Raw genomic sequence first — 23295 nt, forward strand, 5'->3', positions numbered from 1 at the left:
TGCCAAGACCCTGAGATCGTCGTAGAAGAGCTCTTCCGGCTGGGAGGCGACCTGCCTACACCGCCTCCGGCGGCGGAGTAGCCGCCCCCGGCAGTCGTACGGTCGCCAGTGTCCCGCCGCCCTCGGCCCGCGACAGGGTCACCTCGCCGCCCGCCTGCTGCACCGTGCGGGCCACGATGGACAGGCCGAGGCCGGAGCCAGGGAGGGACCTCGCGCTGGGGGAGCGCCAGAAGCGGTCGAAGACGTGGGGGAGTTCGGCGGTGGGGATGCCGGGGCCGTGGTCGCGGACGGTGAGGACGCCGGCGTTCAGGGCCACCTCGATCGTGCCCGCCTCGGGGCTGAACTTCACCGCGTTGTCCAGGATGTTGACGATCGCGCGCTCCAGGGCGGACGGCTCGGAGCGGACGTACCAGGGCTGGAGGTCCGCCGTGATCGTCAGCTCGGGGCCGCGCAGCCGGGCCCGGCGCAGGGCGGCCTCCACCGTCTCCTGGAAGTCGACCACCTGGAGCAGCCGGCCGCTCTGCTGACCGGCGTCCGAGCGGGACAGCTCCTGCAGGTCGCCGATGAGTGAGGCCAGTTCGGTCATCTGGGCCGTCACCGAGGCGAGCAGGGCCTTGCGGTCCTCCGCCGGAATCGGGCGGCCCGTCTCCTCGCTGCGGGTGAGGAGTTCGATGTTCGTGCGCAGGGACGTGAGGGGTGTACGGAGTTCGTGGCCCGCGTCGGCGATCAACTGCTGTTGCAGCTCTCGGGAGTTGGCCAGCGCGCTCGTCATCGAGTTGAAGGAACGGGACAGGCGGGCCACCTCGTCCTCGCTCTCCTCCTCCACCGGGATGCGGATGCCCAGGTCCTCCGTGCGCGCCACGTGCTCGACCGCCTCGGTGAGCTTGTCGACGGGCCGGAGCCCGGCCCGTGCCACGGCCAGACCGGCCGCTCCGGCGCCGACGACACCGATGCCGGAGACGAGGAGGAGGATCAGGGCGAGGTCGTTGAGCGTGGACTGGGTGCCCCTGAGGGGGACGGCGGCGAGCAGCGCCACAGGGGACTGCTCCCCCGTGGTCGGGTCCGTGTAGATCGTCGGCACGATCTTGACTCGTACGTCGTCCCCGTCCGAGTCGAGGCTGTTGTGGTAGACGGCCTCCGTGCGGCCCGTGGCCGCGACGACGTCCTTGTCGGTCCGGGTGACCTTGACCATGCCGGCGGAGAAATCCATGACGCAGGACGATCCGTCCTCCATGACCACCTGGTAATAGGTGTTCCGGCCGAAGGGGTTGTTCTCCCGCGGGATCTGCGTGCAGTTCTCGATCGCGTACGCGGCGTGCTCTTCGAACGACGGCATCTTCATCGATTTGTCGAGGTCGTCGTTCAGCTGCTCGTACAGCTTCCCCTGCACGATGAACCAGCACGTCACCGACACCGCCGCCACCGCGAACGCCACCGCCGCGGCGACCAGCATCGACAGCCGGGCCCGGATCGGCAGGGACCGGTACCGGCTCACCAGCCTCTTCACTCCGCGCCGCCCTGTCGCAGGACGTACCCCACGCCCCGCACCGTGTGCACGAGCCGGGGCTCGCCGCCCGCTTCCGTCTTGCGCCGCAGGTACATGACGTACACGTCCAGGGAATTGGAGCTGGGCTCGAAGTCGAAGCCCCAGACGGCCTTCAGTATCTGCTCGCGGGTGAGCACCTGACGCGGGTGGGCCATGAACATCTCCAGCAGCGTGAACTCCGTGCGCGTCAGCTCCACCTGCCGCTCGCCCCGCGTCACCTCCCGCGTCGCCAGGTCCATCCGCAGGTCCGCGAAGGTGAGAGCGTCGTCCGCATCGGCCGTGGCCGCCGCGTACGAGCTGCGGCGCAGCAGGGCGCGGACGCGGGCGAAGAGTTCGTCCAGCTCGAACGGCTTGACCAGGTAGTCGTCCGCGCCGGCGTCGAGACCGGTGACACGGTCGCCGACCGTGTCACGGGCCGTCAGCATCAGGATGGGGGTCGTCTCGCCCGCGCCGCGGAACCGGCGGGCGGCGGTCAGACCGTCCATGCGTGGCATCTGGATGTCGAGGATCACCAGGTCCGGCTTGTACGCGGTCGCCTTCTCCAGCGCGTCCGCGCCGTCGACGGCGACCTCGGTGCCGTAGCCCTCGAAGGCGAGACTGCGCTTGAGCGCGTCACGCACGGCCGGCTCGTCGTCGACGATGAGGATGCGCTGGGGTTCGGGGGCGCCTTCGGCGGGGCTCATGGTGGTTTCGTTCCTCGGGGGCGGTCGTTTACGGGCCGGGGGCGTCGCGGGGCTCGTGTGTGTCGTCCGGTGCGGGTGCGGGTGGCTGGTCGCGCGTTCCCCGCGTCCCTGGAGGGGCGCGCAGTACCGCATAGCCTCGCACGTTCCCCCGCTGCGCAGTAGCCGTCAGGATCAGCCGCGAACCGTGCGGCGGTGCGGGCGCGCCGCCGTGTTCCGGCGGGCCGGGGCGCGGACGACGGACGCCACCTCGGCGGCCCGTGTCACCGGTGTGTGCAGCTTGGCGGCCACCACGAGGGCGAGGCCCAGCCCGGCCGGGTCGCCGGCGGTCTCGACGTCGTGCGAAATCTGTGCGATCTGCCTGGTCATGCCGGACTCCTTGGGCTCAGCGAAACGGGACGGGAGGCGAGAAGGGAGCGAGACGGGAGGCGAGGGAAGCGGTGGTGGACCTCAGTCCGAGCCGCCCGCCCGCAGCGTGCTCAGGTCGGCCTTGACGGTGTTCACCGGGATCGCGAAGCCGAGGCCGGCGCTGCCGGAGTCGCCCGAGGTGGAGGCGGAGTACATCGCCGAGTTGATGCCGATGATGTTGCCGTTCATGTTGATGAGGGCGCCGCCGGAGTTGCCGGGGTTGAGGGAGGCGTCGGTCTGGATCGCCTTGTACGTGGTCGTGGAGGAACCGGTGTCGCCGTTGAACTCCTGGCCGCCGAACTCGAACGGCCACTGGCCGCCGCCCTGCTGTTGCCGCTGGTTCTGGCTCTCCTCCGTGGAGACGGTGACATCACGGGCGAGCGCGGAGACGATGCCGCTGGTGACCGTGCCGGTCAGGCCCTCGGGGGAGCCGATCGCCACGACCTCGTCGCCGACCTTGACGCCGTCGGAGTCGCCGAGGGTGGCGGCCTTCAGCCCGGAGGCGTCCCGCAGCTTGATGAGGGCGAGGTCCTTCTTGCTGTCGGTGCCGACGACCTCGGCCGCGTAGGACTTGCCGTCGCTCGTCGTGACCTTGATCTCGGAGGCGCCGGAGACCACGTGGTTGTTGGTGATGATCTCGCCGTCGCTGGTGATGATCACGCCGGAACCGGTGGCCTCGCCCGCGTTGGAACTGGCGCTGATCTCCACGATGCTCGGACTGACCGCCGTGGCGACCCCGGCCACCGTGCCCTTTCCGCTGGTCGGCACCACGCTCGTGCTGGTGGAGCTGGAGGCCACCGTGTCCGCTCCGGCCAGCTCCTGGATGCCGTACGCCGTACCGCCGCCGATCGCCGCCGCGACGAAGGCCACGGCCGCCAGCAGCGCTATCGGACCACGGGCGCGCTTCTTCGGCGCGGAGGAGAGCGGCTCGGTGTGGAGCGCGGCGGGAGCGGGAGGAGCCGCCGAGTCCGCCGCGGTGGGCTGCTCGTACGAGGGGTACGAGGGGTACGAGGCGTACGAAGCGTCGGAGGCGTTCGTGGCGTGCTCGGTGGCAGGGGCTGCCGGGGCCGCCGCCGGGTCGTGTGCCGGCGGGGGCGGCCACTCCGGGTTCACCGGGGCGGAGGCGTGCTGCTGGTCACCCTGGTAGGGGTTCTCGTGTTCGCCGCTGCGGCGGAAGCTCTCGGTCATGACTCAGAGCCTGCCGCCCGACCATGAGACCTTCCTGAGTGCTCCCTGAGAAGCCCACCAGAAGCTCGTTCGCCCGATACAAAGACGCGCACGGCGCTATGAGGACGCACGGCGCTATGAGGAACGCGCTACGGCGCTACGCGCACCCGCACGATCTCCGTGCGACGAGCTTCGACGGGAACAGCTTCACCCGCTCACGCCGCGCCCCGGCGACCCGGAGACCGTCATCGAGGACCAGGTCGACCGCGGCCCGTGCCATCGCCGTACGGTCCGTCGCGATCGTCGTCAGCGGCGGATCGGTGAGCGCCGCCTCCTTGACGTCGTCGAAGCCGGCGACGGCCAGCTCCGTGGGCACCTCGATGCGCAGCTCGCGCGCGGCCCGCAGCACGCCGATGGCCTGGTCGTCGGTGGAGCAGAAGATGGCCGGCGGGCGATGTGGCCCGGAGAGCAGCTCCAGGGCCACCTGGTAGGCGTCGTACCGGTTGTAGAGCGCGTGGAAGAGGCGGCCCTCGGTGGGGATCTTGGCCCCGGCCATCGCGCGGCGCCAGCCCTCGACGTGGTCGGAGACGGGGTCGCCGACGAGCGGGGTCTCGGCGATGCCGCCCATACAGGCCACGTACGCGTAGCCGTGCGAGAGGAGATGCTCCACGGCGAGGCGGGCACCGCCGACGTCGTCGGTCACCACGGCCACGTCGTCGATCGCCTCGGGCCGCTCGTGCAGCAGTACGACGCGCGCGTCCCACGCCTCGATCTCGGCGGCGGCGTTGTCGTTGAGGGCGTGGCTGACGAGGATCAGCCCGGAGACGCGCATGCCGAGGAACGCCCGCAGATAGTGGACCTCGCGCTCGGCCACGTAGTCGGTGTTGCCGACGAGCACCATCTTTCCGCGCTCGGCGGCGGCCTGTTCGACCGCGTGGGTCATCTCGCCGAAGAAGGGCTGGCGCGCGTCCGGGACGATCATTCCTATGAGGTCGGTGCGCCGCGACGCCATGGCCTGGGCGACCCGGTCGGGCCGGTACCCCAGCTCCTTGATGGCGGCGAGGACACGCTCGCGCGTGGCCGGGGCGACCGGCCGGGGTCCGTTGTTGATGACGTAACTCACGACGGCGGTGGATGTACCCGCCACTCTTGCCACGTCATCCCGAGTCACCTTGGCCACGCGCGGAGTCTACGCGGATGGACCGCCGCTGGGCAGGGCGTACGGCAGCCCGTCTGCGTGAGACCCGTGCGTACGCCGTGCGGCGCGGGACCGGCGGGCTCCGCGCACTACGCCTCGGCCGCGATGTCGGCGGTGTCCAGGGCCGCCGCCGTCCCGCCCGCGTCCTCCGGCTTCGGCTGCCCGGCCTTGGCCTTCGCCTCGTCGGCCGTACGCTCGCCCTTCTCGGGCGTGACGAACCGATAACCGACGTTCCGGACGGTCCCGATCAGCGACTCGTGCTCGGGGCCGAGCTTGGCGCGCAGCCGTCGTACGTGGACGTCGACCGTCCGCGTACCGCCGAAGTAGTCGTAGCCCCAGACCTCCTGCAGCAGCTGGGCGCGGGTGAAGACGCGGCCCGGGTGCTGGGCCAGGTACTTGAGGAGTTCGAACTCCTTGAAGGTGAGGTCGAGGACGCGCCCCTTGAGCTTGGCGCTGTACGTGGCCTCGTCGACGGAGAGGTCGCCGTTGCGGATCTCCATGGGGGAGTCGTCGTTGACGATCTGCTGCCTGCCCATGGCCAGCCGCAGCCGCGCCTCGACCTCGGCGGGACCGGCGGTGTCGAGGAGCACGTCGTCGATGCCCCAGTCCGCGGTGACGGCGGCGAGACCGCCCTCGGTCACGACGAGGATGAGGGGGCAGCCGGGGCCGGTGGAGCGGAGCAGCTGGCACAGGCTGCGGACCTGCGGGAGGTCACGGCGTCCGTCGATCAGGATGACGTCGGCGCCGGGGGTGTCGACGAGCGCGGGGCCTTCCGCCGGGGCCACCCGCACGTTGTGCAGCAGCAGGCCGAGGGCCGGAAGCACCTCCGTCGACGGCTGGAGGGCATTGGTCAGGAGCAGCAGAGAACTCATACGTCTGGTTCCTCCTCGGTCCCTGCGAGGACGTTTGCGGCACTGCGGCACTGCGACTGCACTGCGGAGCTGCACAGCGTTCTGCTCTGCGATCCCGGGGCCCGTACACCTGCGGTCACGTGGTGTTTCCCGCTCGTATACAGCGCTTGCCGAAAGCACAAAAGGACCCGGGGGCGACATTGCCCGAGTCCTCTGTCCAGCAGAATAGCCCACATGAGTGCTGGTCGGGCAGGTGATGTGACGCGATCTTCCGCCGTCCCGAACTCTGAGACGGCCGATCGAACCCCGTCCGGGCCGCCCAAGACTCCTTTGCGCGTGTTTCTCCGCACTGACGACGGGGTGAACATCGAGGCCGTATACAACCCGAGGTCCGTCGTATACAACGCCACCGAAGACACCGGAACTCCACCCGCCGGCCACCTGGCCGTCGTCGTCGCCCATGGCTTCACGGGCGATGTGGACCGTCCCCACGTTCGAAGGGTGGCGGAGGTGCTCGCCCGGTACGGCTCCGTCGTCACCTTCTCCTTCCGTGGCCACGGAACGGAAGATCCGGCGGCCACTCCACGGTCGGCGACCGCGAGGTGCTCGATCTCGCGGCGGCGGTCCGCTGGGCCCGTGAACTCGGGCTGTGCAGCCGGGCCCGCGGTTTCCCCACGACGCCGACTCCCCCGTAGCCTGATTCCCGTCACGACTAACACAGAGGAACGCAGATGCCAAAGGGCACCGTCCGCTACTGGGCCGCAGCCAAGGCCGCCGCCGGCGTCGCCGAGGAGCCCTACGACGCGGTCACCCTCGCGGACGCCCTGAACGCGGCCCGCGAGCGACACCCCGGCGAACTCGCGCGCGTACTGCTGCGATGCTCGTTCCTCGTCGACGGTGACCCGGTGGGCACCCGTGAACATGAGACGGTACGTCTGGCCGAGGGCGGCACGGTCGAGGTGCTCCCGCCGTTCGCAGGAGGGTGACCCCCACATCATGAGCAACCAGCCGTACGGTTACGACGGCCACCACGGGCACCAGGAACACCAGGGTTACGACGGGTACCAGCCGCAGCCGCAGCAACAGGCGGACTGGCAGGGGTACGACGAGAGCCAGGCCGCCTACGCCCAGCAGTACACCCAGCAGTGGGAGGGCCAGACCTGGGAGACCCGGCTCCAGCCCCAGACACCGGCCGTGGCCAACCTGGCGGAGACGGCGTACCTGCCGCCGCAGACGGGCGGGCAGCACGCCCCGTACGGACAGGACAGCCAGTACGGACAGAGCGGCCAGTACGGGCAGGGCAGTCAGAGCTCCCCGTACGGGGAGCCCGCCCAGTACGGGCAGGGCAGTCAGAGTGGCCCGTACGGGGAGCCCGCCCAGTACGGGCGGTACCCGGCCCAGCAGCCGCACCAGCCCATGCCACCGCAGGGCCGGGCCCAGGCCCAGGCCGACCCCGTCGTCCAGCCCGAGCCCGGTTACGGCCCGCCGACCGTCACCGGGAACATGCGGGTCACCGACGCGCAGCGGGCGCGGGCGGAGGGGCGTTCGCCGATCATCGAGCCCGGGATGCAGCCGGCGCTGATCACGGCCGTACTGGGCCTGCTGCTGGCAGGCGCCGCGGCGGTCGGGGAGTACGCGCTCGCCGTGCCCCTGGTGGTCCTGCAGGCGGTGACCGCGGCGGGCTGGTTCCGGCTGAACGGCATGTGGCCGGCCCGGCAGGGCATCGTGCTGGCCTTCGCGGGGGCGCTCGCGGCGGACGTGGCGTTGTTCGCGGCCGGCCGGGAGCACGCGCCCGTCGCGATCCTCGGGACGCTCGGTGTGTGGGTGCTGCTCGGGATCGTGCTCGGGCTGCGCAGCCACGCGGATCCGGACGAGCGGATGTACGGGCTGATGGCGACGATCGCCTCGGCGGCGCTGTCGATCATCGCGACCGGATACCTGGCGGCGGTGGCGGACGCGGTGACGGTGGGCGGGATCGCGGTGGCGGTGGCCGTCCTGGCCCGCGCCCTGCCGCTGCCCACACCGGCCTCGGTGGTCGTGTCCCTGCTGGCGGCGACCGGCGCGGGCGTTGCCGTCGGCGGCGCGACCGACCTCGGCACGTCCGGCGCCCTCCTCGGCGCCGCGGCGGCCCTCTGCGCCCTCATCGGCCACCGCGTCGCCAGCTACGACTACCCCTCCCGCTTCGTCCACTTCACCGCGGGCGTCGCCCTGCCGTTGACGGCGGCGGCCCCGGCGGTCTACCTCCTGGGCCGCGCCCTGGGCTGACCGGGCCTGTTTCCTGGGGGGCGCGGGGCTGCGGGCCTGTCTCCTGGGGGCGCGGGGACTCCCGGACTGTTCTGTGGGGGGCGCGCGGAACTGCGCGAACGGTGCCCGGGGCGGACCCCCGAGTCTTCGGCGGGCCGCGGGGGCAGCCGCCCTCGCGGATGGGGCAGGTAGCGGCTGCGGGGGCGAAGAACCGGCAGGCGCGCCCACCCGCCCTGTCACAGGTGATCAACAAGCCGCAGGAACCCGCCCCGCCTCCACCCCGCCACGATTACCCTCGCGTGGGACGGCCACTCAGGTCGTCGGAGACCGACCGGCCCGCCGAGTGGACTACGTGGGGAACACCGAGACATGCGCGCACTGCGAATACTTGTCATCGTCGCCGTGATCCTGGGCGGCCTCTTCGTGGTCGCCGACCGCTTGGCCGTCGGCTTCGCCGAGGACGAGGTGGCGCAGCGGCTGAAGACCAGCGAGGGCCTGACCAGCACCCCCGACGTGTCCATCAAGGGCTTCCCGTTCCTCACCCAGGTCGCGGGCGGCGAACTGGACGACGTCGAGGTCGGCATCGACGACTACGAGGCGAGCACCGGCCAAGCGGGTGAGAGCATCCGCATCGCCGACCTGAGGGCGAGCATGCGCGGCGTCGCCTTCTCCGGCGACTACAGCTCCGCCACGGCCACCAGCGCCACCGGCACCGCCACCATCGGGTACGACGAACTCCTGAAGGCCGCCAAGTCGGAGACGACCGATGTCGGCCTCGGCTTCACCGCCCGTGTCGTCGGCCTCTCCGACGGCGGTAACGGCAAGATCAAGGTCGCCGTCGAGATCGACCCCCCGGCCCTCAGCCCCCAGACCGTCTCCGTCCTCAGCACGGTCAGCGTGAAGGGCGACACGGTGGAGGTGGAGGCCGACTCCCTGCCCCCCCTGGGCGGCGCCGACGTCGCCGAGAACGTCGTCCGCTCGATCACCGACTTCCAGCAGGCCATCGACGACCTTCCCGGCGGCATCAAGCTCGACAAGGTCGAGGCGGCGCCGGACGGTGTGGAGATCACGGTGAAGGGTTCGAACGTCAAGCTGGCCGGGTAGGACGAGGGGCGGCGCCGAACGGACCGGTGGTGTCCGTTGTCGTCCGCCAGGCGAGACGCCGCCGTCCGTAGAGTAGATGTGACGGCGACCGCATGGCCGCCGAGGCCTGTCACCGCACCCCTGACTCTCTTCGTATCCCACATAGTGGACGATCGCGTCTCAGAATGCGACATGCCGGTGACACGCCCGCCTCTCCGTCCCTACGATCGACCCTCATGAAGCGACAGGCGGATCTCACGAAGCGGCGGGCAGTGGACCTGTGCCGCGTCGCCGCCATGCTCTGTCGCCCCTTCTGAGCCGAAGCGCGGGCCGTACGCCCGCGGACTTACGGCGCCCCCACCGCCCTTGCCCAGGGCATCCGTGCGCCACGCCCACCGGCCGCGCACCTCCCACTCGCACGCCCCGCCGCAACTGCCCCGGAGGAGAAAGAGCATGAGCCGCAGCGACGTCCTTGTCGACGCCGACTGGGTCGAGGCCAACCTCGACGACCCGAACATCGCCATCGTCGAGGTCGACGAGGACACGACCGCGTACGAGAAGAACCACATCAAGAACGCCATCCGGATCGACTGGACGAAGGACCTCCAGGACCCGGTACGCCGTGACTTCGTCGACCAGGCCGGCTTCGAGAAGCTCCTGTCGGAGAAGGGCATCGCCAACGACACCCTCGTGGTGCTCTACGGCGGCAACAACAACTGGTTCGCCTCGTACGCCTACTGGTACTTCAAGCTGTACGGCCACGAGAACGTCAAGCTTCTCGACGGCGGCCGGAAGAAGTGGGAGCTGGACGCCCGCGAGCTGGTCGACGAGGTGCCGGTGCGCCCGGCGACCGAGTACAAGGCCAAGCCGCAGAACACCGCGATCCGTGCCTTCCGCGACGACGTGGTCGCCGCGATCGGCTCGCAGAACCTGGTCGACGTGCGCTCGCCCGACGAGTTCTCCGGCAAGCTGCTCGCCCCGGCCCACCTGCCGCAGGAGCAGTCGCAGCGTCCGGGGCACGTCCCGTCCGCCCGCAACATCCCGTGGTCGAAGAACGCCAACGACGACGGCACCTTCAAGTCGGACGACGAGCTCAAGGAGCTCTACGCCGAGGAGCGGGTGGACCTGGCCAAGGACACCATCGCCTACTGCCGCATCGGTGAGCGCTCCGCGCTGACCTGGTTCGTGCTGCACGAGCTGCTCGGTGTGGAGAACGTCAAGAACTACGACGGCTCCTGGACCGAGTACGGCTCCCTGGTCGGCGTCCCGATCGAGCTCGGCGCCAACAAGTAAGAACCAGTGGTCAGCGAAGACCCCGTACACCCCGACCGGCCTTCCCTCCGGTCAGACCCTCTCTGGAGAAAGACATGTGTGGAGCGAAGGCCGGCGGCCCGGACGCCTCGACGATCAAGCCCGGTGAGACCACGATCCAGGGTCAGGTGACCCGTGACGGCGAGCCGGTGACGGGCTACGTGCGTCTGCTGGACTCGACCGGCGAGTTCACGGCGGAGGTCCCGACCTCCGCGACGGGCCAGTTCCGCTTCTACGCGGCCGAGGGCACCTGGACCGTACGCGCTCTCGTCCCCGGCGGCACCGCCGACCGTACCGTCGTCGCCGAGAAGGGCGGCCTCGCGGAGGTCGCGATCGCCGTCTGAGGCGGCTGCTCGCACGGCTGAGGGCCGCACCCCGGGTTGGACACCCGGGGTGCGGCCCTCAGCCGTGCGGCGGGCCTACGCTGGAGGTATGTACGCCCGCCGGCGCCACGTCTACTTCGCCATGATGGGCACGTGCCTCACGCTGTTCGTCCTGGCCTGGGCCGTCGTACGCCTCTGGTCGGTCCCGGTCGCGGTCGGCATGTGCGTGATCGCCATGCTCATCCCGCCCTTCGCCGCCGTCGTCGCCAACCGCCGGGGACCCGACGACCGCTGGTGGGACGACCCGTCCGGCGACCCCCAGTCCGACGAGTGGTGGGACGAACTGGACGGCAAGAAGCGGCCGAGGCCCCGGTAGCCGCCGCCACTCCCCGTATCAGCACACGAGTCAGTACACGAGTGCCCGGGTGTCGTCCGCCATCGCCTCCTGCACGAACACCTGCGCCCCCGCGATGCGGACGCCCTCGATGACGTCCTTCTCCGTGATGTCCCGGCGGGCGGCGCACTGGGTGCACAGGGTGAGGCGGCCCGCGGCCAGGACCGAGTCGAGCAGGTCGGGGAGGGGGGCGGCGTGGGGCAGTTCGAACTCGGCGGCGCGGCCCGGTAGGGCGAACCAGGCGGACTCACCGGTCAGCCACAGGGACACCTCCACCCCGCTGGCCACGGCCACCGCCGCCACGGTGAAGGCCTGGGAGCAGCGTTCGGGGGCGTCCGCCCCGGCCGTCACCTTGATCACGAGCTTCTTCGCCATGGCTGGATCGTAGTCCGGTCCGGTGAGGCGGCACCCCGGCCCGTCAGGAAGGACCCCCTTGCTTACGCCGTATGACACGGGCGGGCTCCAGCGCGGCCGGGAGCCAACCCGGCACCGGTTCCCGTAGCTCCAGGGGCTCCAGCGGCTCCAGGACCGCGTAGTGCGTGTGCCGGGTCGCAGCTACAGCAACTCGGAACGCGGCGCCTGTGTCGAAGTCTCCGACGACCTTCTCTCCACCGCCGCCTGGCGCAAGAGCAGCCACGGCGACACCTGCCACGCCGCCTGCGTCGAGGTCGCCCACAACCTCACCCCTGTCGTCCCCGTCCGTGACAGCAAGGCCCCCTCTCGCGGGGCCCCCGTCTTCGAGGCGGCCGTCTGGTCCCGCTTCGTGGACGGAGTCAGGCGCGGCGGACTGCGGGGCCGACCCCGTGCGGCGCACCTCGTACCGAGGACCGGATCCGGGCCGCGTAAGCTGGGGCCCGGCCCTGTGTGCGTACCGCACGTGTCCCGCTCAATCGAGGAGCACCCCGTGATCATCTTCTTCGAAGCACTGCTCGTCCTGGTCTGCGTCGGCGTTCTCGCCTTCACCGGCCTGGCCGTGAAGAAGCTGTACCAGGGCCAGCGCTGACCGACCACGTCCAGGAACCGCCACTCATGATCGAGATCCCGTCCGACCTGCACAAGGACCTTGTGCCCCTCGCCTTCCTGCTCGGCAGCTGGGCCGGCGCGGGCGTCCACGACTTCCCCGGTGCCGAGAAGTGCAACTTCGGCCAGGAGGTCACCTTCACCCACGACGGCCGGGACTTCCTGGAGTACCACTCCCGCACCTGGGTGCTCGACCAGGACGGCAACAAGGTCCGCCCGCTGGAGACCGAGTCCGGTTTCTGGCGCGTGGACGCCGGCCGCAAGGTCGAGGTCGTCATGACCCGCGACGACGGCGTCGTCGAGGTCTGGTACGGCGAGCTGGCCAAGCAGAAGCCGCAGATCGACCTGGTCACGGACGCGGTCGCGCGGACGGCGGCCTCCGGTCCCTACACCGGCGGCAAGCGGCTGTACGGCTATGTGAACAGCGACCTGATGTGGGTCGGCGAGAAGGCCACCCCCGAGGTCGAACTGCGCCCCTACATGTCCGCGCACCTGAAGAAGGTCGTCACCCCCGAGGACGTCGAGCGCTGGGCCAAGGCCCTCCCGGACGACATGCCGGACGACGGTATCGCCTTCTTCAAGTAGGCCCACGCCGAGTAGGTCTCGCCGGAGTGGTTCTAGACTCGTGGTGTGGTGAGCACCGACTGGAAGAGCGACCTCAGGCAGCGCGGCTACCGGCTGACGCCGCAGCGGCAACTCGTGCTCGAAGCCGTGGACGCCCTGGAGCACGCGACCCCCGACGACATCCTCGCGGAAGTGCGGAAGACGGCGTCGGGGGTCAACATTTCCACGGTCTACCGGACCCTGGAACTCCTGGAGGAGCTGGGGCTGGTCAGCCATGCCCATCTGGGGCACGGGGCACCGACGTACCACCTGGCCGACCGGCACCATCACATGCATCTTGTCTGCCGGGACTGCACGAACGTCATCGAGGCGGACGTGTCGGTGGCGGCGGAGTTCACGGCCAAGCTGCGCGAGACGTTCGGCTTCGACACCGACATGAAGCACTTCGCGATCTTCGGCCGCTGCGAGGACTGCTCCCTCAAGAGTTCAACCACCGAGTCGTAGGCTTATACGTATGAAGAGTCCTCTGCTGTCCCTGCCCGGCGCCGTTCCCGCCGAGGGCGTGGACGAAGGTGTCGCCGCCCACTACGGCGACCTGTTCCGCGAACAGCGCGCCCTCGCCGACGGCACCGGATTCGTCGACCTCTCCCACCGGGGCGTCGTCACCGTCTCCGGCCAGGACCGGCTCAGCTGGCTGCACCTGCTGCTCACCCAGCACGTCAGCGAACTCCCCACCGGCCAGGCCACCGAGGCGCTGATCCTCTCCGCCAACGGTCACATCGAGCACGCGCTGTACCTGGTCGACGACGGCACGACGGTCTGGGCCCACGTCGAGCCCGGCACCCAGGAGGCGCTGCTCGCGTACCTGGAGTCGATGAAGTTCTTCTACCGCGTCGACGTGGCCGACAGCACGGGCGACTTCGCGGTCGTCCACCTGCCCGCCGGTTCGATCGCCGAGGTCCCTCAGGGCGCGGTCGTCCGCGAGACGGCGTACGGCCGTGATCTGTTCCTCCCGCGCGCGGACCTGGAGTCGTACGCCGAGAAGGCGGGACCCGCGGCCGGCCTCCTCGCCTACGAGGCGCTGCGCGTCGAGCACCACCGCCCCCGCCTCGGCTTCGAGAGCGATCACCGCACCATCCCGCACGAGCTGGGCTGGATCGGTTCGGCCGTGCATCTGCAGAAGGGCTGCTACCGGGGCCAGGAGACCGTCGCCCGCGTCCAGAACCTCGGCAAGCCCCCGCGCCGCCTCGTCTTCCTCCACCTCGACGGCAGTGAGGTCCACCTCCCGCCGCGCGGCGCGGAGATCCGCTTGGCGGAGGACGGCCCCGACGGCCGCAAGATCGGCTTCATCACGACCTCGGTACGCCACCACGAACTGGGCCCGGTGGCCCTGGCCCTGGTCAAGCGGAACGTGCCGGTGGACGCGAGGCTGCTCGCCGACACGACGGCGGCGGCCCAGGAGGTCGTGGTCGAGCCGTAGGCCGGGCGGGGACCGAGGGCCGGGGTCGGGGGTCGGCGCTTTCCGCCGGCTTTCCGGCTCTCCGCCTTTCCGGCTGACCTGGTCGCGTCGGCGCCGCTGGGCGCCGTCACCGCTGTGTGCAGCTACGGCGGCGTGCCGCCGGGCGCCGTCGCCCCGCCGCGCCGTGCGCCGTACTCAGCCGCGGGCAGTCGTGGGCCGCCAGGGGCGGCACGGGCGGGCGCGGCGGCACCCCGTACGCGCCGGGTTACGCCCCCTCCCCCGGCCCGCAGGAGCCCCGGGTGCCTCACATCTCCAGCAGCACGGTGAACGGTCCGTCGTTCGTCAGCGACACCCGCATCTTCGCGCCGAACCGCCCGGTCGCGACCGTCGCCCCCAACGCCCGCAGCTGCGCGACGACCTCCTCCACCAGCGGCCCGGCGACATCGCCGGGCGCCGCCGCGTTCCAGGTCGGCCGACGCCCCTTGCGCGCGTCCCCGTACAGCGTGAACTGGCTGATGACCAGCAGCGGCGCGTCGATGTCGCCGCACGACTTCTCGTCGTGGAGCATCCGCACGGACCACAGTTTGCGCGCCAGCTGCGCCGCCTTCTCCTTGGTGTCGTCGTGCGTCACCCCGACGAGGACGCACAACCCCTCGCCCTCGATCGCCCCGACCGTCTCACCGTCCACGACGACGCTCGCGCCGTCGACCCTCTGCACCACCGCACGCATGCCGACCATCATGCCGCCGACGTCCATCGGCCGTACGCGAGGGGTCCCCCTTACGGGGGGTTTGTGATCACGGGGGTTTGAAGAGCACTTTGCCCGGTCTTTCTCATTGACCCATTACCGGCCATCCGGGGTGGATCGCGGGGACTCGGTCACCAAGCGGCCACGCGGAGTGGCACCATGCTCACACACACCGGTCGAGGGGACGGTTGAGGCGCATGAGCACATCGAGTACCGGGCAGCCCCCGGGGACTGCGACGTTTGACCGTACGAGTCCGGGGCCCGGCCCCGGCGTCCGCCGGCCACCGGTCCAGCGCACGGACAGCGGCCCGCTGCCGCCGCCGGCCCCGGCCGAGCACGACCTGTCCCGGATGCGGCTGCCCGAACTGCGCACACTGCGCCGGGACGCCCAGCGGGACGAGGCCGACCTGAGCTATCTGCGGCGGATGCTGCAGGGCCGTATCGACATCCTGCGGCACGAGTTGGCGCGCCGCAGCGGCGCGGCAGACCCCGCGGCCCCGGAAGCGCCCTCGGCACTCGTCGACCGGCTCTCGGTGATCCTCACGGACGCCCCGGCCCGGCACCGTTCCTCGGCCCGCCACGTCACCGTGGGCACGCCGCACGGCGAGGAGTACCGCCGGCTCGCCGCCGAGATGCTCGACGAGGTCGGACTCTCCGACCTCGAAGCGCGCACCGACGACGAACTCGGCGCGGGCCTCGCCCGTCTCGTCCACCACGAACGACAGATCTCCGGCCGCCGCCAGCGTCTCCAGCGCACCGCCGACGGCTGCAGCGCCGAGATCGCCCGCCGCTACCGCGAGGGCGAAGCCCGGATCGACGACCTGCTCACCTGACCCACCGGCTCCGGCACCCCCGGAGCCGGTGCGACGCGCATCCCCGCGCTCCTGCCAAGGGGCGCGGGGAACTGCGCGACAAGGGGCGGCGGGGGCGGGGAAAACCCAACGACACACTTCTGCCACCTCCCCTACCGTGACCTCATGAGCTCCTCCCACGACACCGCAGTACGCCCCGTCACCGAGGACGAGATCCCCGCCTGGCTCCGCGCCCTGGACACCGGCTTCCTCCGCGCCCACGAAGCCCCCGCCGAGCAGGAACTCAAAGACCGCACGGCCCATATCGACCCGTCCCGCACCCTCGCCGCGTTCGACGAGTCCCGCTCGCACCCCTCCCTCCGCTCCACGGAGAGCACCCCCGTCGTCGCGACCTTCCGTTCCTTCCCCCAGGAACTGACCGCGGTCGGCGGCCGGCCCGTCCCCGCCGATGCCATCAGCAACGTCACGGTCAGCCCCACCCACCGCCGCCGGGGCCTCCTCACCCGGATGATGACGCGGGACCTCACCGCCGCGAAGGCACGCGGCGACGTCGTCGCCACGCTGATCGCCGCCGAGTACCCGATCTACGGCCGCTACGGCTTCGGCCCCGCCACCTGGGCCACCGAGTGGACCGTCGACGTCCCCCGCGCCGGTCTGGACCCCCGCTGGTCGGGCCCGGCGGACGGCGGCCGGGTCGACCTCGTCGACGGCGCGGCGGTACGCGCACTCGGCCCCGCCCTCCACGACCGGCTCCGCGACGCCCAGCCCGGCGCGGTGAGCCGTGACGAGCGCTGGTGGCGGATCAACACCGGTGACCTGCGGGTCCACGGCTCCTGGACCGAGCCGTTCTACGCGGTGTACCGCTCGGCGGCCGGTGAGGTCGAGGGCCTCGTCTCGTACGCGGTGGACGACACCTGGCAGCGGAAGCAGCCGCAGAACACGGCCGAGGTCAACTGGCTGATCGCGACGGCCCCGGCCGCCGAGCGCGCCCTGTGGCACTACCTCTGCTCGATCGACTGGATCACCAGGGTCAGGACGGGCTGGCGGGCCCCCGACGACCTCCTCCCGCACTTCCTCCCCGACCCGCGCGCCGCGAGCGTCACCACCCAGGCGGACTGGCTGTGGGTGCGGATCCTGGACGTCGTACGGGCGCTGGAGGCCCGTACGTACGCGGGGACCGGGACGCTGGTGCTGGAGGTCGTCGACCGGGACGGGTTCGCGGACGGGCGCTACCGGCTGGACGCGGGCCCGGACGGGGCGAGTTGTGTGCCGACGAGCGAGGACGGCGATCTGGCCCTGGAGGCCTCGGACCTGGCCACGCTGTGGCTGGGCGACGAGTCGGCCGTGCGGCTGAGCGCGCTCGGGCGGGTGCGGGAACAGCGGAAGGGCGCCGCCTCCATGGCCGACGCCCTGCTGCGGACGTCCAGGCGACCGTGGTGCCCGGACGTCTTCTGAGACCTTTCGATGATGAGTGCGGGTATCCGTAGCTATTCGGTTGTGGTTGTGGCTGCGCATTCAGTTGTGGCTGAACCATTCAGTTGTGGCTGTGCGAACCGGTCGAACTCCCGGCTCCCCTCCGGAAGGGAGGTCGATCGGTCGGTCTCGGGGTGGCCCCAACCATAGGAAGACCTGACCAGGTTGTCGAAGTTGGCGACCAACTTCACCTTACTTATCTCCGCTTGGAGTCGTCTCATAACCACCTTCCCCTGAACTGCCCAAAGATGGCGCGAAGTTGTAGTGTTTGTGCGTGGAGCGGGAACGCACGGCCGTCGATGGGCGGAAGTCGTCACAGCGGCCTCAGAGGTCACATCACGAGGTGGCCGACGTGTTGCGCGGCCGGATCAGGTCCGGCGAGCTGCGACCGGGGCAGCGCATGCCCACCCAGGCCAGGCTCGCCGACGAGTTCGGCGTGGAACGCGGGGCCGTACGGCAGGCCCTGCGCATCCTGCAGTCGGAGTACCTGCTCACCAACGTTTCGAAGGGCAGCCCGGCGACCGTCGCCCCACGCCTGAACGCGGCCGTGCTCGGCGGGCCGGGAGCGGCGCCGCGGTCGACGACGGTGGAGCTCGCCCCCCGCATGTCCGCCGCCTTCGCGGCCCCGCGGGTGAAGATCGACGCCCTCTGCCTGACCTCCGTGTCCCTCACGCTCGCCGTGGGTGAGGCGTTGCGCGAGATTCACGCGGGGCGCACAAAACCGGCCAGGGTCGACGTTCGGGTGATGCTGCCCAGCCGTGACATCCCACTCGCGTTCCCGACGCCGGTCCACCCCTCGGTCGACGGCCGGCTGCAGCGTCGATGGCTCGCGCAGCGCAACGCCCAGGGCCAGGTTTTGCGGCACAACCTGCTGGCGTTGCGGTCCACGCACGGTGTCGACGTCCATGTCTCCTTCCGGGCGCTGCCCTTCACCCCGCCCGTGAAGCTCTACCTCCTGAACGGCCGGGAGGCGCTCTTCGCGTACTACACGGTCCGGCGGACGGAGGCCGAAGTGGACAGCGAGCACCTGGAGATGTACGACGCCGAGGGCACCCGGTCCATGCTGTTCGCCTTCGAGCAGGGCGCGGTCGCGGCCTCACGGGACACGGCCTTCGTCGAACAGTCCCGCCTGTGGTTCGAGGCGCTGTGGGAGACCATCAGTTCGGACCTGCTGCTCACGGGCTGACGGCGGCCACGAGCAGAGGTCGGAGGCCGGTCGCGGACACGGGCAGGGGTCGGAGGCGGTCACATGGCGGGGCCGGCGAACATCAGCGTGAGTATGACGGCGCCGATGGAGCTGCACGTGTGGTTCCGTGCCTTCAGCCCGACCGTGAGGAACAGCAGGCCGACGATTCCCATCGGGCCGAAGCGCCACTCGACGAGTTGCTGGAAGGCGACGACGGCGATGGCGGAGATGAGGGCGATGGCAGGCATGGTGGTACCTCCTCCGAGGGGGCTGGGGCGACCGAGGGCCGAACGCCCGGGGGCTGGGGCGACCGAGAAGAACAGAACGCCCGCCAACTCGACCAAGTTGGCAACCAACTTCGTTTAAATGGTTCCCATTTGGTCTATGATCGTAACCATCTTTCCTTGAACTCTCCAAAGATGGATGACAGTTGTAGCGTTTGGTCGTGACCGAGGAGAACGTTGCAGTGAACGGCAGCAGAAAGCTCTCGTCCCAGGAGATCGCCGCCACCCTGCGGGACCGCATCCACAGCGGCGACCTCAGACCGGGCGAACGCCTGCCCACGCAGGCCGAACTGGCGGAGGAGTTCGGCGTGGAGCGCGGCACGGTCCGTCAGGCCCTGCGCGCGCTGCAGGACGACGGGCTGCTGAGCAACGTGAGCAAGGGGAGCCCGCCCAGGGTCGCCGCGGCCACCCACCCCACCGGTGGGGAGCCGCAGTCGACGATGGTGGGCCTCGGCCCTCGTCTGACCGAGGCCTTCTCCGTGCCGCACGTCCGTGTCGACGCGGCCTGCCTCACCGCCGAGACCCTGATGCTGGCCCTCGGCGAACCGGTCCGTCTCATCCATGAGGGAACGATCCGCCCCGAGTCCGTCGACGTCCGTATCCTCCTCCCCTCCCGGAAGATCAACCTGGCGTTCCCGGTCCCCGTGGAAGGCCGGGGCGGGGACGACGAGGACCCCGTCCACAAGCGCTGGCTCGACCAGCGCAACGCCCAGATCCGCGTCCTGCGCCACAACCTCCTGGCCCTCCGCACCTCCCACGGCCTCGACGTCCGCGTGACGTTCCGGGCCCTCCCCTTCACCCCGCCCGTGAAGCTCTATCTCCTCAACGGCTCGGAAGCCCTGATCGCCTACTACATGCTCATGCGGCGCGAGGAGCAGATGGAGAACGGCCCGCTGCAGATGTACGACGCCTTCGGCACCCAGTCCCTCCTGTTCTCCTTCGAGAAGAACACCGGCCCCCGCGACGCCGCCTTCGTGGAGCAGTCCCAGCAGTGGTTCGACGCCCTCTGGGCAACCATCACCACTGACCTCACACTCGCCTAGTGACTTCTACGGCGCAGACTGAACCGGTGACGGTAGAGACAGAGACCCTGCGAGAACTGATCACCCCTGTCCGTTTCGTGCTCTGGGACCTCGACGGGCCGATCTGCCGGCTGTTCTTCGGGCATCCGTCGCATCAAGTGGCGGTGGACCTGGTGCGACAGATCGAGAGACGCGGGCTGGGCGGGAAGCTCACCGAGCGGGAGCGCCGCGATCCCGACCCGCTCGCCGTGCTGCGCGGCCTCGGCCGCCGACACCCCAGCAGCGACCTGATAGCCGACCTTGAGGAATGGCTCACCCAACAGGAGCTCGTGGCCGCACCGAAGGCGTTCCCCACCCCGTACGCCGACCCGCTCATCAGGACGTGGTCGAACCGGGCCCGCTTCGCCGTCACGACCAACAACTCGGCGCTCGCCGCCACGCGCTACCTCGACACCCGAGGCCTCACCGGTTGCTTCCCGTACGTCTACGGCCGCACACGGAACCTGGACCTGATGAAGCCGCATCCGCACACCCTGCGCCAGGCCCTGAGCGCGATGGGCGCCGACCCCTCGCTCACGCTGATGATCGGCGACACCCCGACGGACTTCGAGGCGGCCGAGCAGGCGGGCGTCCCGTTCCTGGGCTACGCCCGTCGGCAGGAGAAGCGCGACGCGCTGAAGGCGGCGCACGTTCCGCCCCACCGCATCGTGAGTTCCATGAAGCCGGTGCTGGACGTGGTGAAGAAGCGGGACTGACGGGCTACTCCGCCATACTCGGAACCGGTTGCCGGGTGAATATGCCAGCGACTTCCCGTGGCACATCTCCGGTAGCATGCGCGGACCACTGAGGGAAGCGACCGCTTCCGGGTGCCTACCCGTGGGCGAACCCGCCGCGATCCCGGGCGGTCCGACGGCAGAACGAGTGTCAAACCACTCCGAATGGCCCGCGAATTCGGGCCTCTGCCCTCCAGGACGCTCCTCACGGATTTACGTTTGCCTCAGTTCTCCCAGCCCTCGCGCAAGCCCCAGGAGCGACCAGTGGGCGCATCTCCTGTTCCCCGTCCTCCGGACGACCTTCTCAACCGCTTCGTCCGCCGCGCCAGGGAACACGGCAAGGAGCACCGCGGTCATCACAACCAGAACTTCGTCCACCCGCTGACCCGGGAAATGGCCCGCTTCATCGGCCGCGAGTCCGGCATCTTCCCGGAGCCCGACACCTCCGTCATCGTGCGCGTCCGCCGCGGTGACGCGCTGCCGGTCGTCATCCGGACCTGGGAGAACGAGTCCGAGCTGCTGAGAGCCCTGCGCGGCACCCTGCCCCACGTCCCCGCGTGCCTGGTCTCCCGCCCGGGTTTCGCCATCCACAGCCATGTGGAAGGGGTCGCGCTGTCCGGTATCTGCGGGGACGGCAAGCCCGTCGACAGCCTGGTCGTCAACGGGCTGACGGAGCTGCTGGCCCGGATGACGCAGGTGCGCCGGGAAGCGCTGCCCCCGCTGCCCGCGCACTGGCCGCGCGACGACAAGGACAGCCGGGGCTTTCTGCGCACCCTGGCCCACCTGGCGGACACCCGGGTCCGGCGGCGCAACTGGGCCGAGTTCGGCGGGCTGTTCGCCGCCCTGGGCATCCCCGGCGACGTACTGACCCGGCTGGCCGATCGCGTACCGGCCATGGCCCGGCGCCCGTACAGCCTGCTCCACGCGGACCTCCACCGGGACAACGTGATCGTCAGCTATCTCGGCGAGCCGCCGCTGATGTGCGTCGACTGGGAACTCGCGACCTACGGCGACCCCCTGCACGACCTGGCCACGCACCTGGTCCGCATGCGGTACCCCGAGGACCAGTGGGACGAGGTGGTCGACGCCTGGGCGCGGGCCATGCAGAAGGCCAGGCCGGCGGCGCTCAACGGCCTGGGCAAGGACCTGCGGCACTACGTCGCCTTCGAGCGGGCCCAGTCGGTGTTCCCGGACGTCATGCGCGCCGCGCGGACCCTGCAGAGCGCGCTGGACCAGAAGAGCCTGGACGATGCCACGCTCGTGGTGCACGGCGCGCTGGAAGCGGCGGCGGAACCGCTCGGTCTGACCGACCTCCCCGACGCTGCCGAGGTCCAGCGTGTCCTCTACCGCTGGCAGGCCTCCTGGCGCGGGCGGCACGGGGGCGAGGGCCCCGTCATGAGCTGGCGGCCCGACAAGAGATTCGACGAGCACCCGGAATTCCCGCAAACGGCCGTGCTCGCGGCGCTGGCCGCCGAGGGCGCCGCACCGGCGGGCCGGGTGTTCAAGGGAACGGCCCACCTCAACTCGGTCGTGCGGGTGCCCGGCGTCGACTTCCCCGTGGTGGTACGCCGCAGGGCGCGCTCCTTCTGCCGCCGCGAGCCCAGCCCTCTCAACGAGCACGTGGTACTGGGCGCCATCGGGCGGTCCGGCGCGAAGGTGGCGGCCCCCCAGGTCCTGGCACTCGGCAGGAGTCACCTCGACGACCCCTTCGCCATCCACACCTACGTCGGCCCGCCGGACGGCGACCGGCCCCCCGACCACCCGGTGAACGGCCTACGGCCGCACGAGGCGGACTGCCTGGTGGACCAGTTGCGCGCCCTGACCGAGGTCGACCACGTCGCCCTCGGCCAGGCCGTCGAGCCGGACTTCCACACCTGGCTGTGCCGGCAACTGGTCCATCTGGTCGCGGAGCTGCCCGAGGAGTCCCGGCAGTTCGCACGGGTGCTGGGTCTGCCCGACGCCGACCGGCTCCGCCAGATCCTCCGCAGACACCGGCTGACCGACCGGCGGCACTCCCTGCTGCACGGCGACCTGAACCCGTGGAACCTCGTACGCCGTGACGACCGTTTCGCCCTCACCATCATCGACTGGGAGATGGCGATGGTCGGTGATCCGCTGTACGACCTGGTCCGGCACATGCACCTCACCCCGACCCGGCCGGAGATCCGGGACCGCATGTTCCGCCGCTGGGCGAGCATTCTCTCCGCCGGCCACACCAAGGACTGGGAGCGTGACTGGCTCGTCTACCGGCGCATCGAGATCGTCCGTTCCGCCTACGTCGACCTCGACCGCCTCGTCACCGGGGCGAGCCTCGACGCCCCGAACGTACGCCGGGCCGTGGACTCCTACGCCATGACCCTCGCCGCCGCCATGGCCGCGCTGGGCCTGCCGGCCCGCTCCACCGAGAACCCCTACCTGGCACGGGCCCTGCCCCGGGGCGAGCGCGGCGGCACGAAGGAGGCCGACGTCGCGGTGAGCGCGTGACGCCCTGCGACGTCACGCATGCCCGCCCGGAACGCGTCCACCGACGCCCGCCGCCGCCCGCCACCACCGGCGGCGGCCTGTTCGGGCAGGGCGATCTCGGCACCGGTGGCCACGCGGCCGGGCGGGCATGCGTGACGCCCTGCGACGTCACGCATGCCCGCCCGGCCGCCCCGCTCCTCGCCCTCCAGGACGACGGCCCCGGCCTCGTACGGGAACACCCGCTCGCCACGGTGCGGCGGGGCCCGCCGTGATGTTCCGGGGTCTG

26 protein-coding genes and 1 pseudogene are annotated in these 23295 nt (G+C 70.8%); 18 read left to right on the top strand and 9 right to left on the bottom strand.

Translation table 11 applies throughout. The features are described from left to right. Positions 1-55: 55 nt before the first annotated feature. From WBG99_RS19155 to WBG99_RS19180, 6 genes are all read right to left on the bottom strand, one after another. Positions 56-1507, bottom strand: coding sequence for a HAMP domain-containing sensor histidine kinase (locus WBG99_RS19155; protein ID WP_338897466.1), 1452 nt, complete (start codon positions 1505-1507; stop codon positions 56-58). Further along, complete coding sequence (locus WBG99_RS19160) at positions 1504-2229, bottom strand: response regulator transcription factor (RefSeq protein WP_338897467.1); 726 nt, start codon at positions 2227-2229, stop codon at positions 1504-1506. The genes WBG99_RS19155 and WBG99_RS19160 overlap by 4 nt, the downstream gene beginning before the upstream one ends. Before the next feature lie 171 nt (positions 2230-2400). After that, on the bottom strand, positions 2401-2595 hold the full coding sequence (locus WBG99_RS19165; RefSeq protein ID WP_338897468.1) for a hypothetical protein: 195 nt from the start codon (positions 2593-2595) through the stop codon (positions 2401-2403). An 81-nt stretch (positions 2596-2676) separates the two neighbouring features. Further along, complete coding sequence (locus WBG99_RS19170; protein WP_338897469.1) at positions 2677-3822, bottom strand: trypsin-like peptidase domain-containing protein; 1146 nt, start codon at positions 3820-3822, stop codon at positions 2677-2679. A gap of 136 nt (positions 3823-3958) precedes the next feature. Beyond that, positions 3959-4981 carry a LacI family DNA-binding transcriptional regulator gene (locus tag WBG99_RS19175; RefSeq protein WP_338897470.1) on the bottom strand — a complete coding sequence of 341 codons (1023 nt, stop codon included), beginning with the start codon at positions 4979-4981 and terminating at the stop codon, positions 3959-3961. Between the two features lie 107 nt (positions 4982-5088). Then, on the bottom strand, positions 5089-5871 hold the full coding sequence (locus tag WBG99_RS19180) for a response regulator transcription factor (RefSeq protein WP_338897471.1): 783 nt from the start codon (positions 5869-5871) through the stop codon (positions 5089-5091). 213 nt (positions 5872-6084) lie between these two features. Between WBG99_RS19180 and WBG99_RS19185 the strand changes: the two are divergent. From WBG99_RS19185 to WBG99_RS19215, 7 genes and pseudogenes are all read left to right on the top strand, one after another. Next, positions 6085-6497, top strand: a pseudogene (locus tag WBG99_RS19185) (alpha/beta hydrolase); the annotation flags it as partial. Positions 6498-6581: 84 nt separating this feature from the next. Beyond that, on the top strand, positions 6582-6836 hold the full coding sequence (locus WBG99_RS19190; protein WP_338897472.1) for a MoaD/ThiS family protein: 255 nt from the start codon (positions 6582-6584) through the stop codon (positions 6834-6836). A gap of 10 nt (positions 6837-6846) precedes the next feature. Continuing rightward, positions 6847-8115: a hypothetical protein gene (locus WBG99_RS19195; protein ID WP_338897473.1), complete on the top strand. Its 1269-nt coding sequence runs from the start codon at positions 6847-6849 to the stop codon at positions 8113-8115. A 348-nt stretch (positions 8116-8463) separates the two neighbouring features. Then, positions 8464-9198, top strand: a complete 735-nt coding sequence (locus tag WBG99_RS19200) for a DUF2993 domain-containing protein (protein ID WP_338897474.1) — start codon at positions 8464-8466, stop codon at positions 9196-9198. A 432-nt stretch (positions 9199-9630) separates the two neighbouring features. Beyond that, complete coding sequence (locus WBG99_RS19205; protein WP_338897475.1) at positions 9631-10470, top strand: sulfurtransferase; 840 nt, start codon at positions 9631-9633, stop codon at positions 10468-10470. Between the two features lie 74 nt (positions 10471-10544). Next, the gene (locus WBG99_RS19210; protein ID WP_019755963.1) at positions 10545-10832 is read left to right on the top strand and encodes a DUF1416 domain-containing protein; all 288 of its coding nucleotides are present in this window, start codon (positions 10545-10547) and stop codon (positions 10830-10832) included. 88 nt (positions 10833-10920) lie between these two features. After that, positions 10921-11187: a DUF3099 domain-containing protein gene (locus tag WBG99_RS19215; RefSeq protein ID WP_338897476.1), complete on the top strand. Its 267-nt coding sequence runs from the start codon at positions 10921-10923 to the stop codon at positions 11185-11187. A gap of 30 nt (positions 11188-11217) precedes the next feature. Here the strand turns inward: WBG99_RS19215 and WBG99_RS19220 are convergent, their stop codons facing one another. After that, positions 11218-11580, bottom strand: a complete 363-nt coding sequence (locus WBG99_RS19220) for a DsrE family protein (protein WP_338897477.1) — start codon at positions 11578-11580, stop codon at positions 11218-11220. Positions 11581-11740: 160 nt separating this feature from the next. On the opposite strand from WBG99_RS19220, the gene WBG99_RS19225 reads away from it, so the two are divergent. The 4 genes from WBG99_RS19225 to WBG99_RS19240 are packed head-to-tail and all read left to right on the top strand — an operon-like array spanning position 11741 to position 14269. Continuing rightward, the gene (locus WBG99_RS19225; RefSeq protein ID WP_338897478.1) at positions 11741-12208 is read left to right on the top strand and encodes a DUF397 domain-containing protein; all 468 of its coding nucleotides are present in this window, start codon (positions 11741-11743) and stop codon (positions 12206-12208) included. 26 nt (positions 12209-12234) lie between these two features. Continuing rightward, positions 12235-12810, top strand: coding sequence for an FABP family protein (locus WBG99_RS19230; protein ID WP_338897479.1), 576 nt, complete (start codon positions 12235-12237; stop codon positions 12808-12810). Between the two features lie 45 nt (positions 12811-12855). Then, entirely contained in the window at positions 12856-13293 is a 438-nt protein-coding gene (locus WBG99_RS19235) for a transcriptional repressor (protein WP_338897480.1), read from the top strand. A gap of 10 nt (positions 13294-13303) precedes the next feature. Further along, positions 13304-14269: a folate-binding protein gene (locus WBG99_RS19240; protein ID WP_338897481.1), complete on the top strand. Its 966-nt coding sequence runs from the start codon at positions 13304-13306 to the stop codon at positions 14267-14269. 283 nt (positions 14270-14552) lie between these two features. On the opposite strand, the gene dtd is transcribed toward WBG99_RS19240, so the two are convergent. Next, positions 14553-14978: a D-aminoacyl-tRNA deacylase gene (dtd, locus tag WBG99_RS19245; RefSeq protein ID WP_338900398.1), complete on the bottom strand. Its 426-nt coding sequence runs from the start codon at positions 14976-14978 to the stop codon at positions 14553-14555. A gap of 215 nt (positions 14979-15193) precedes the next feature. Between dtd and WBG99_RS19250 the strand changes: the two genes are divergently transcribed. From WBG99_RS19250 to WBG99_RS19260, 3 genes are all read left to right on the top strand, one after another. Continuing rightward, positions 15194-15829, top strand: coding sequence for an AmfC protein (locus WBG99_RS19250; protein WP_338897482.1), 636 nt, complete (start codon positions 15194-15196; stop codon positions 15827-15829). A gap of 144 nt (positions 15830-15973) precedes the next feature. Further along, positions 15974-17263, top strand: coding sequence for a GNAT family N-acetyltransferase (locus WBG99_RS19255; RefSeq protein WP_338897483.1), 1290 nt, complete (start codon positions 15974-15976; stop codon positions 17261-17263). Between the two features lie 361 nt (positions 17264-17624). After that, entirely contained in the window at positions 17625-18467 is an 843-nt protein-coding gene (locus WBG99_RS19260; RefSeq protein WP_338897484.1) for a winged helix-turn-helix domain-containing protein, read from the top strand. A gap of 59 nt (positions 18468-18526) precedes the next feature. Here the strand turns inward: WBG99_RS19260 and WBG99_RS19265 are convergent, their stop codons facing one another. Beyond that, positions 18527-18715 (bottom strand): hypothetical protein, encoded by a 189-nt coding sequence (locus tag WBG99_RS19265; RefSeq protein WP_338897485.1) that lies wholly within the window; start codon positions 18713-18715, stop codon positions 18527-18529. Positions 18716-18933: 218 nt separating this feature from the next. Here WBG99_RS19265 and WBG99_RS19270 point away from each other — a divergent pair, with 218 nt between their 5' ends. The 4 genes from WBG99_RS19270 (at position 18934) to WBG99_RS19285 (ending at position 23281) form a co-directional block, all read left to right on the top strand. Then, positions 18934-19794 carry a GntR family transcriptional regulator gene (locus tag WBG99_RS19270; protein WP_338897486.1) on the top strand — a complete coding sequence of 287 codons (861 nt, stop codon included), beginning with the start codon at positions 18934-18936 and terminating at the stop codon, positions 19792-19794. Positions 19795-19820: 26 nt separating this feature from the next. Next, positions 19821-20528: an HAD-IA family hydrolase gene (locus tag WBG99_RS19275; RefSeq protein ID WP_338897487.1), complete on the top strand. Its 708-nt coding sequence runs from the start codon at positions 19821-19823 to the stop codon at positions 20526-20528. Positions 20529-20939: 411 nt separating this feature from the next. Further along, on the top strand, positions 20940-23030 hold the full coding sequence (locus tag WBG99_RS19280; RefSeq protein ID WP_338900399.1) for an aminoglycoside phosphotransferase family protein: 2091 nt from the start codon (positions 20940-20942) through the stop codon (positions 23028-23030). Next, positions 23027-23281: a hypothetical protein gene (locus WBG99_RS19285; protein ID WP_338897488.1), complete on the top strand. Its 255-nt coding sequence runs from the start codon at positions 23027-23029 to the stop codon at positions 23279-23281. Before WBG99_RS19280 ends, WBG99_RS19285 begins: the two co-directional genes overlap by 4 nt. Positions 23282-23295: the final 14 nt, after the last annotated feature.

This window comes from Streptomyces sp. TG1A-60, assembly GCF_037201975.1.
Lineage (GTDB): Bacteria > Actinomycetota > Actinomycetes > Streptomycetales > Streptomycetaceae > Streptomyces.

What these genes read in the sequence shown, in the direction of transcription:
- WBG99_RS19210 (WP_019755963.1), top strand. Translation starts at nt 10,545, where the DNA reads ATGTGTGGAGCGAAGGCCGGCGGCCCGGACGCCTCGACGATCAAGCCC.
- WBG99_RS19190 (WP_338897472.1), top strand. Translation starts at nt 6,582, where the DNA reads ATGCCAAAGGGCACCGTCCGCTACTGGGCCGCAGCCAAGGCCGCCGCC.
- WBG99_RS19250 (WP_338897482.1), top strand. Translation starts at nt 15,194, where the DNA reads ATGAGCACATCGAGTACCGGGCAGCCCCCGGGGACTGCGACGTTTGAC.
- WBG99_RS19200 (WP_338897474.1), top strand. Translation starts at nt 8,464, where the DNA reads ATGCGCGCACTGCGAATACTTGTCATCGTCGCCGTGATCCTGGGCGGC.
- WBG99_RS19180 (WP_338897471.1), bottom strand. Translation starts at nt 5,871, where the DNA reads ATGAGTTCTCTGCTGCTCCTGACCAATGCCCTCCAGCCGTCGACGGAG.
- WBG99_RS19220 (WP_338897477.1), bottom strand. Translation starts at nt 11,580, where the DNA reads ATGGCGAAGAAGCTCGTGATCAAGGTGACGGCCGGGGCGGACGCCCCC.
- dtd (WP_338900398.1), bottom strand. Translation starts at nt 14,978, where the DNA reads ATGCGTGCGGTGGTGCAGAGGGTCGACGGCGCGAGCGTCGTCGTGGAC.
- WBG99_RS19170 (WP_338897469.1), bottom strand. Translation starts at nt 3,822, where the DNA reads ATGACCGAGAGCTTCCGCCGCAGCGGCGAACACGAGAACCCCTACCAG.
- WBG99_RS19280 (WP_338900399.1), top strand. Translation starts at nt 20,940, where the DNA reads ATGGCCCGCTTCATCGGCCGCGAGTCCGGCATCTTCCCGGAGCCCGAC.
- WBG99_RS19165 (WP_338897468.1), bottom strand. Translation starts at nt 2,595, where the DNA reads ATGACCAGGCAGATCGCACAGATTTCGCACGACGTCGAGACCGCCGGC.
- WBG99_RS19265 (WP_338897485.1), bottom strand. Translation starts at nt 18,715, where the DNA reads ATGCCTGCCATCGCCCTCATCTCCGCCATCGCCGTCGTCGCCTTCCAG.
- WBG99_RS19255 (WP_338897483.1), top strand. Translation starts at nt 15,974, where the DNA reads ATGAGCTCCTCCCACGACACCGCAGTACGCCCCGTCACCGAGGACGAG.
- WBG99_RS19230 (WP_338897479.1), top strand. Translation starts at nt 12,235, where the DNA reads ATGATCGAGATCCCGTCCGACCTGCACAAGGACCTTGTGCCCCTCGCC.
- WBG99_RS19195 (WP_338897473.1), top strand. Translation starts at nt 6,847, where the DNA reads ATGAGCAACCAGCCGTACGGTTACGACGGCCACCACGGGCACCAGGAA.
- WBG99_RS19160 (WP_338897467.1), bottom strand. Translation starts at nt 2,229, where the DNA reads ATGAGCCCCGCCGAAGGCGCCCCCGAACCCCAGCGCATCCTCATCGTC.
- WBG99_RS19215 (WP_338897476.1), top strand. Translation starts at nt 10,921, where the DNA reads ATGTACGCCCGCCGGCGCCACGTCTACTTCGCCATGATGGGCACGTGC.
- WBG99_RS19205 (WP_338897475.1), top strand. Translation starts at nt 9,631, where the DNA reads ATGAGCCGCAGCGACGTCCTTGTCGACGCCGACTGGGTCGAGGCCAAC.
- WBG99_RS19240 (WP_338897481.1), top strand. Translation starts at nt 13,304, where the DNA reads ATGAAGAGTCCTCTGCTGTCCCTGCCCGGCGCCGTTCCCGCCGAGGGC.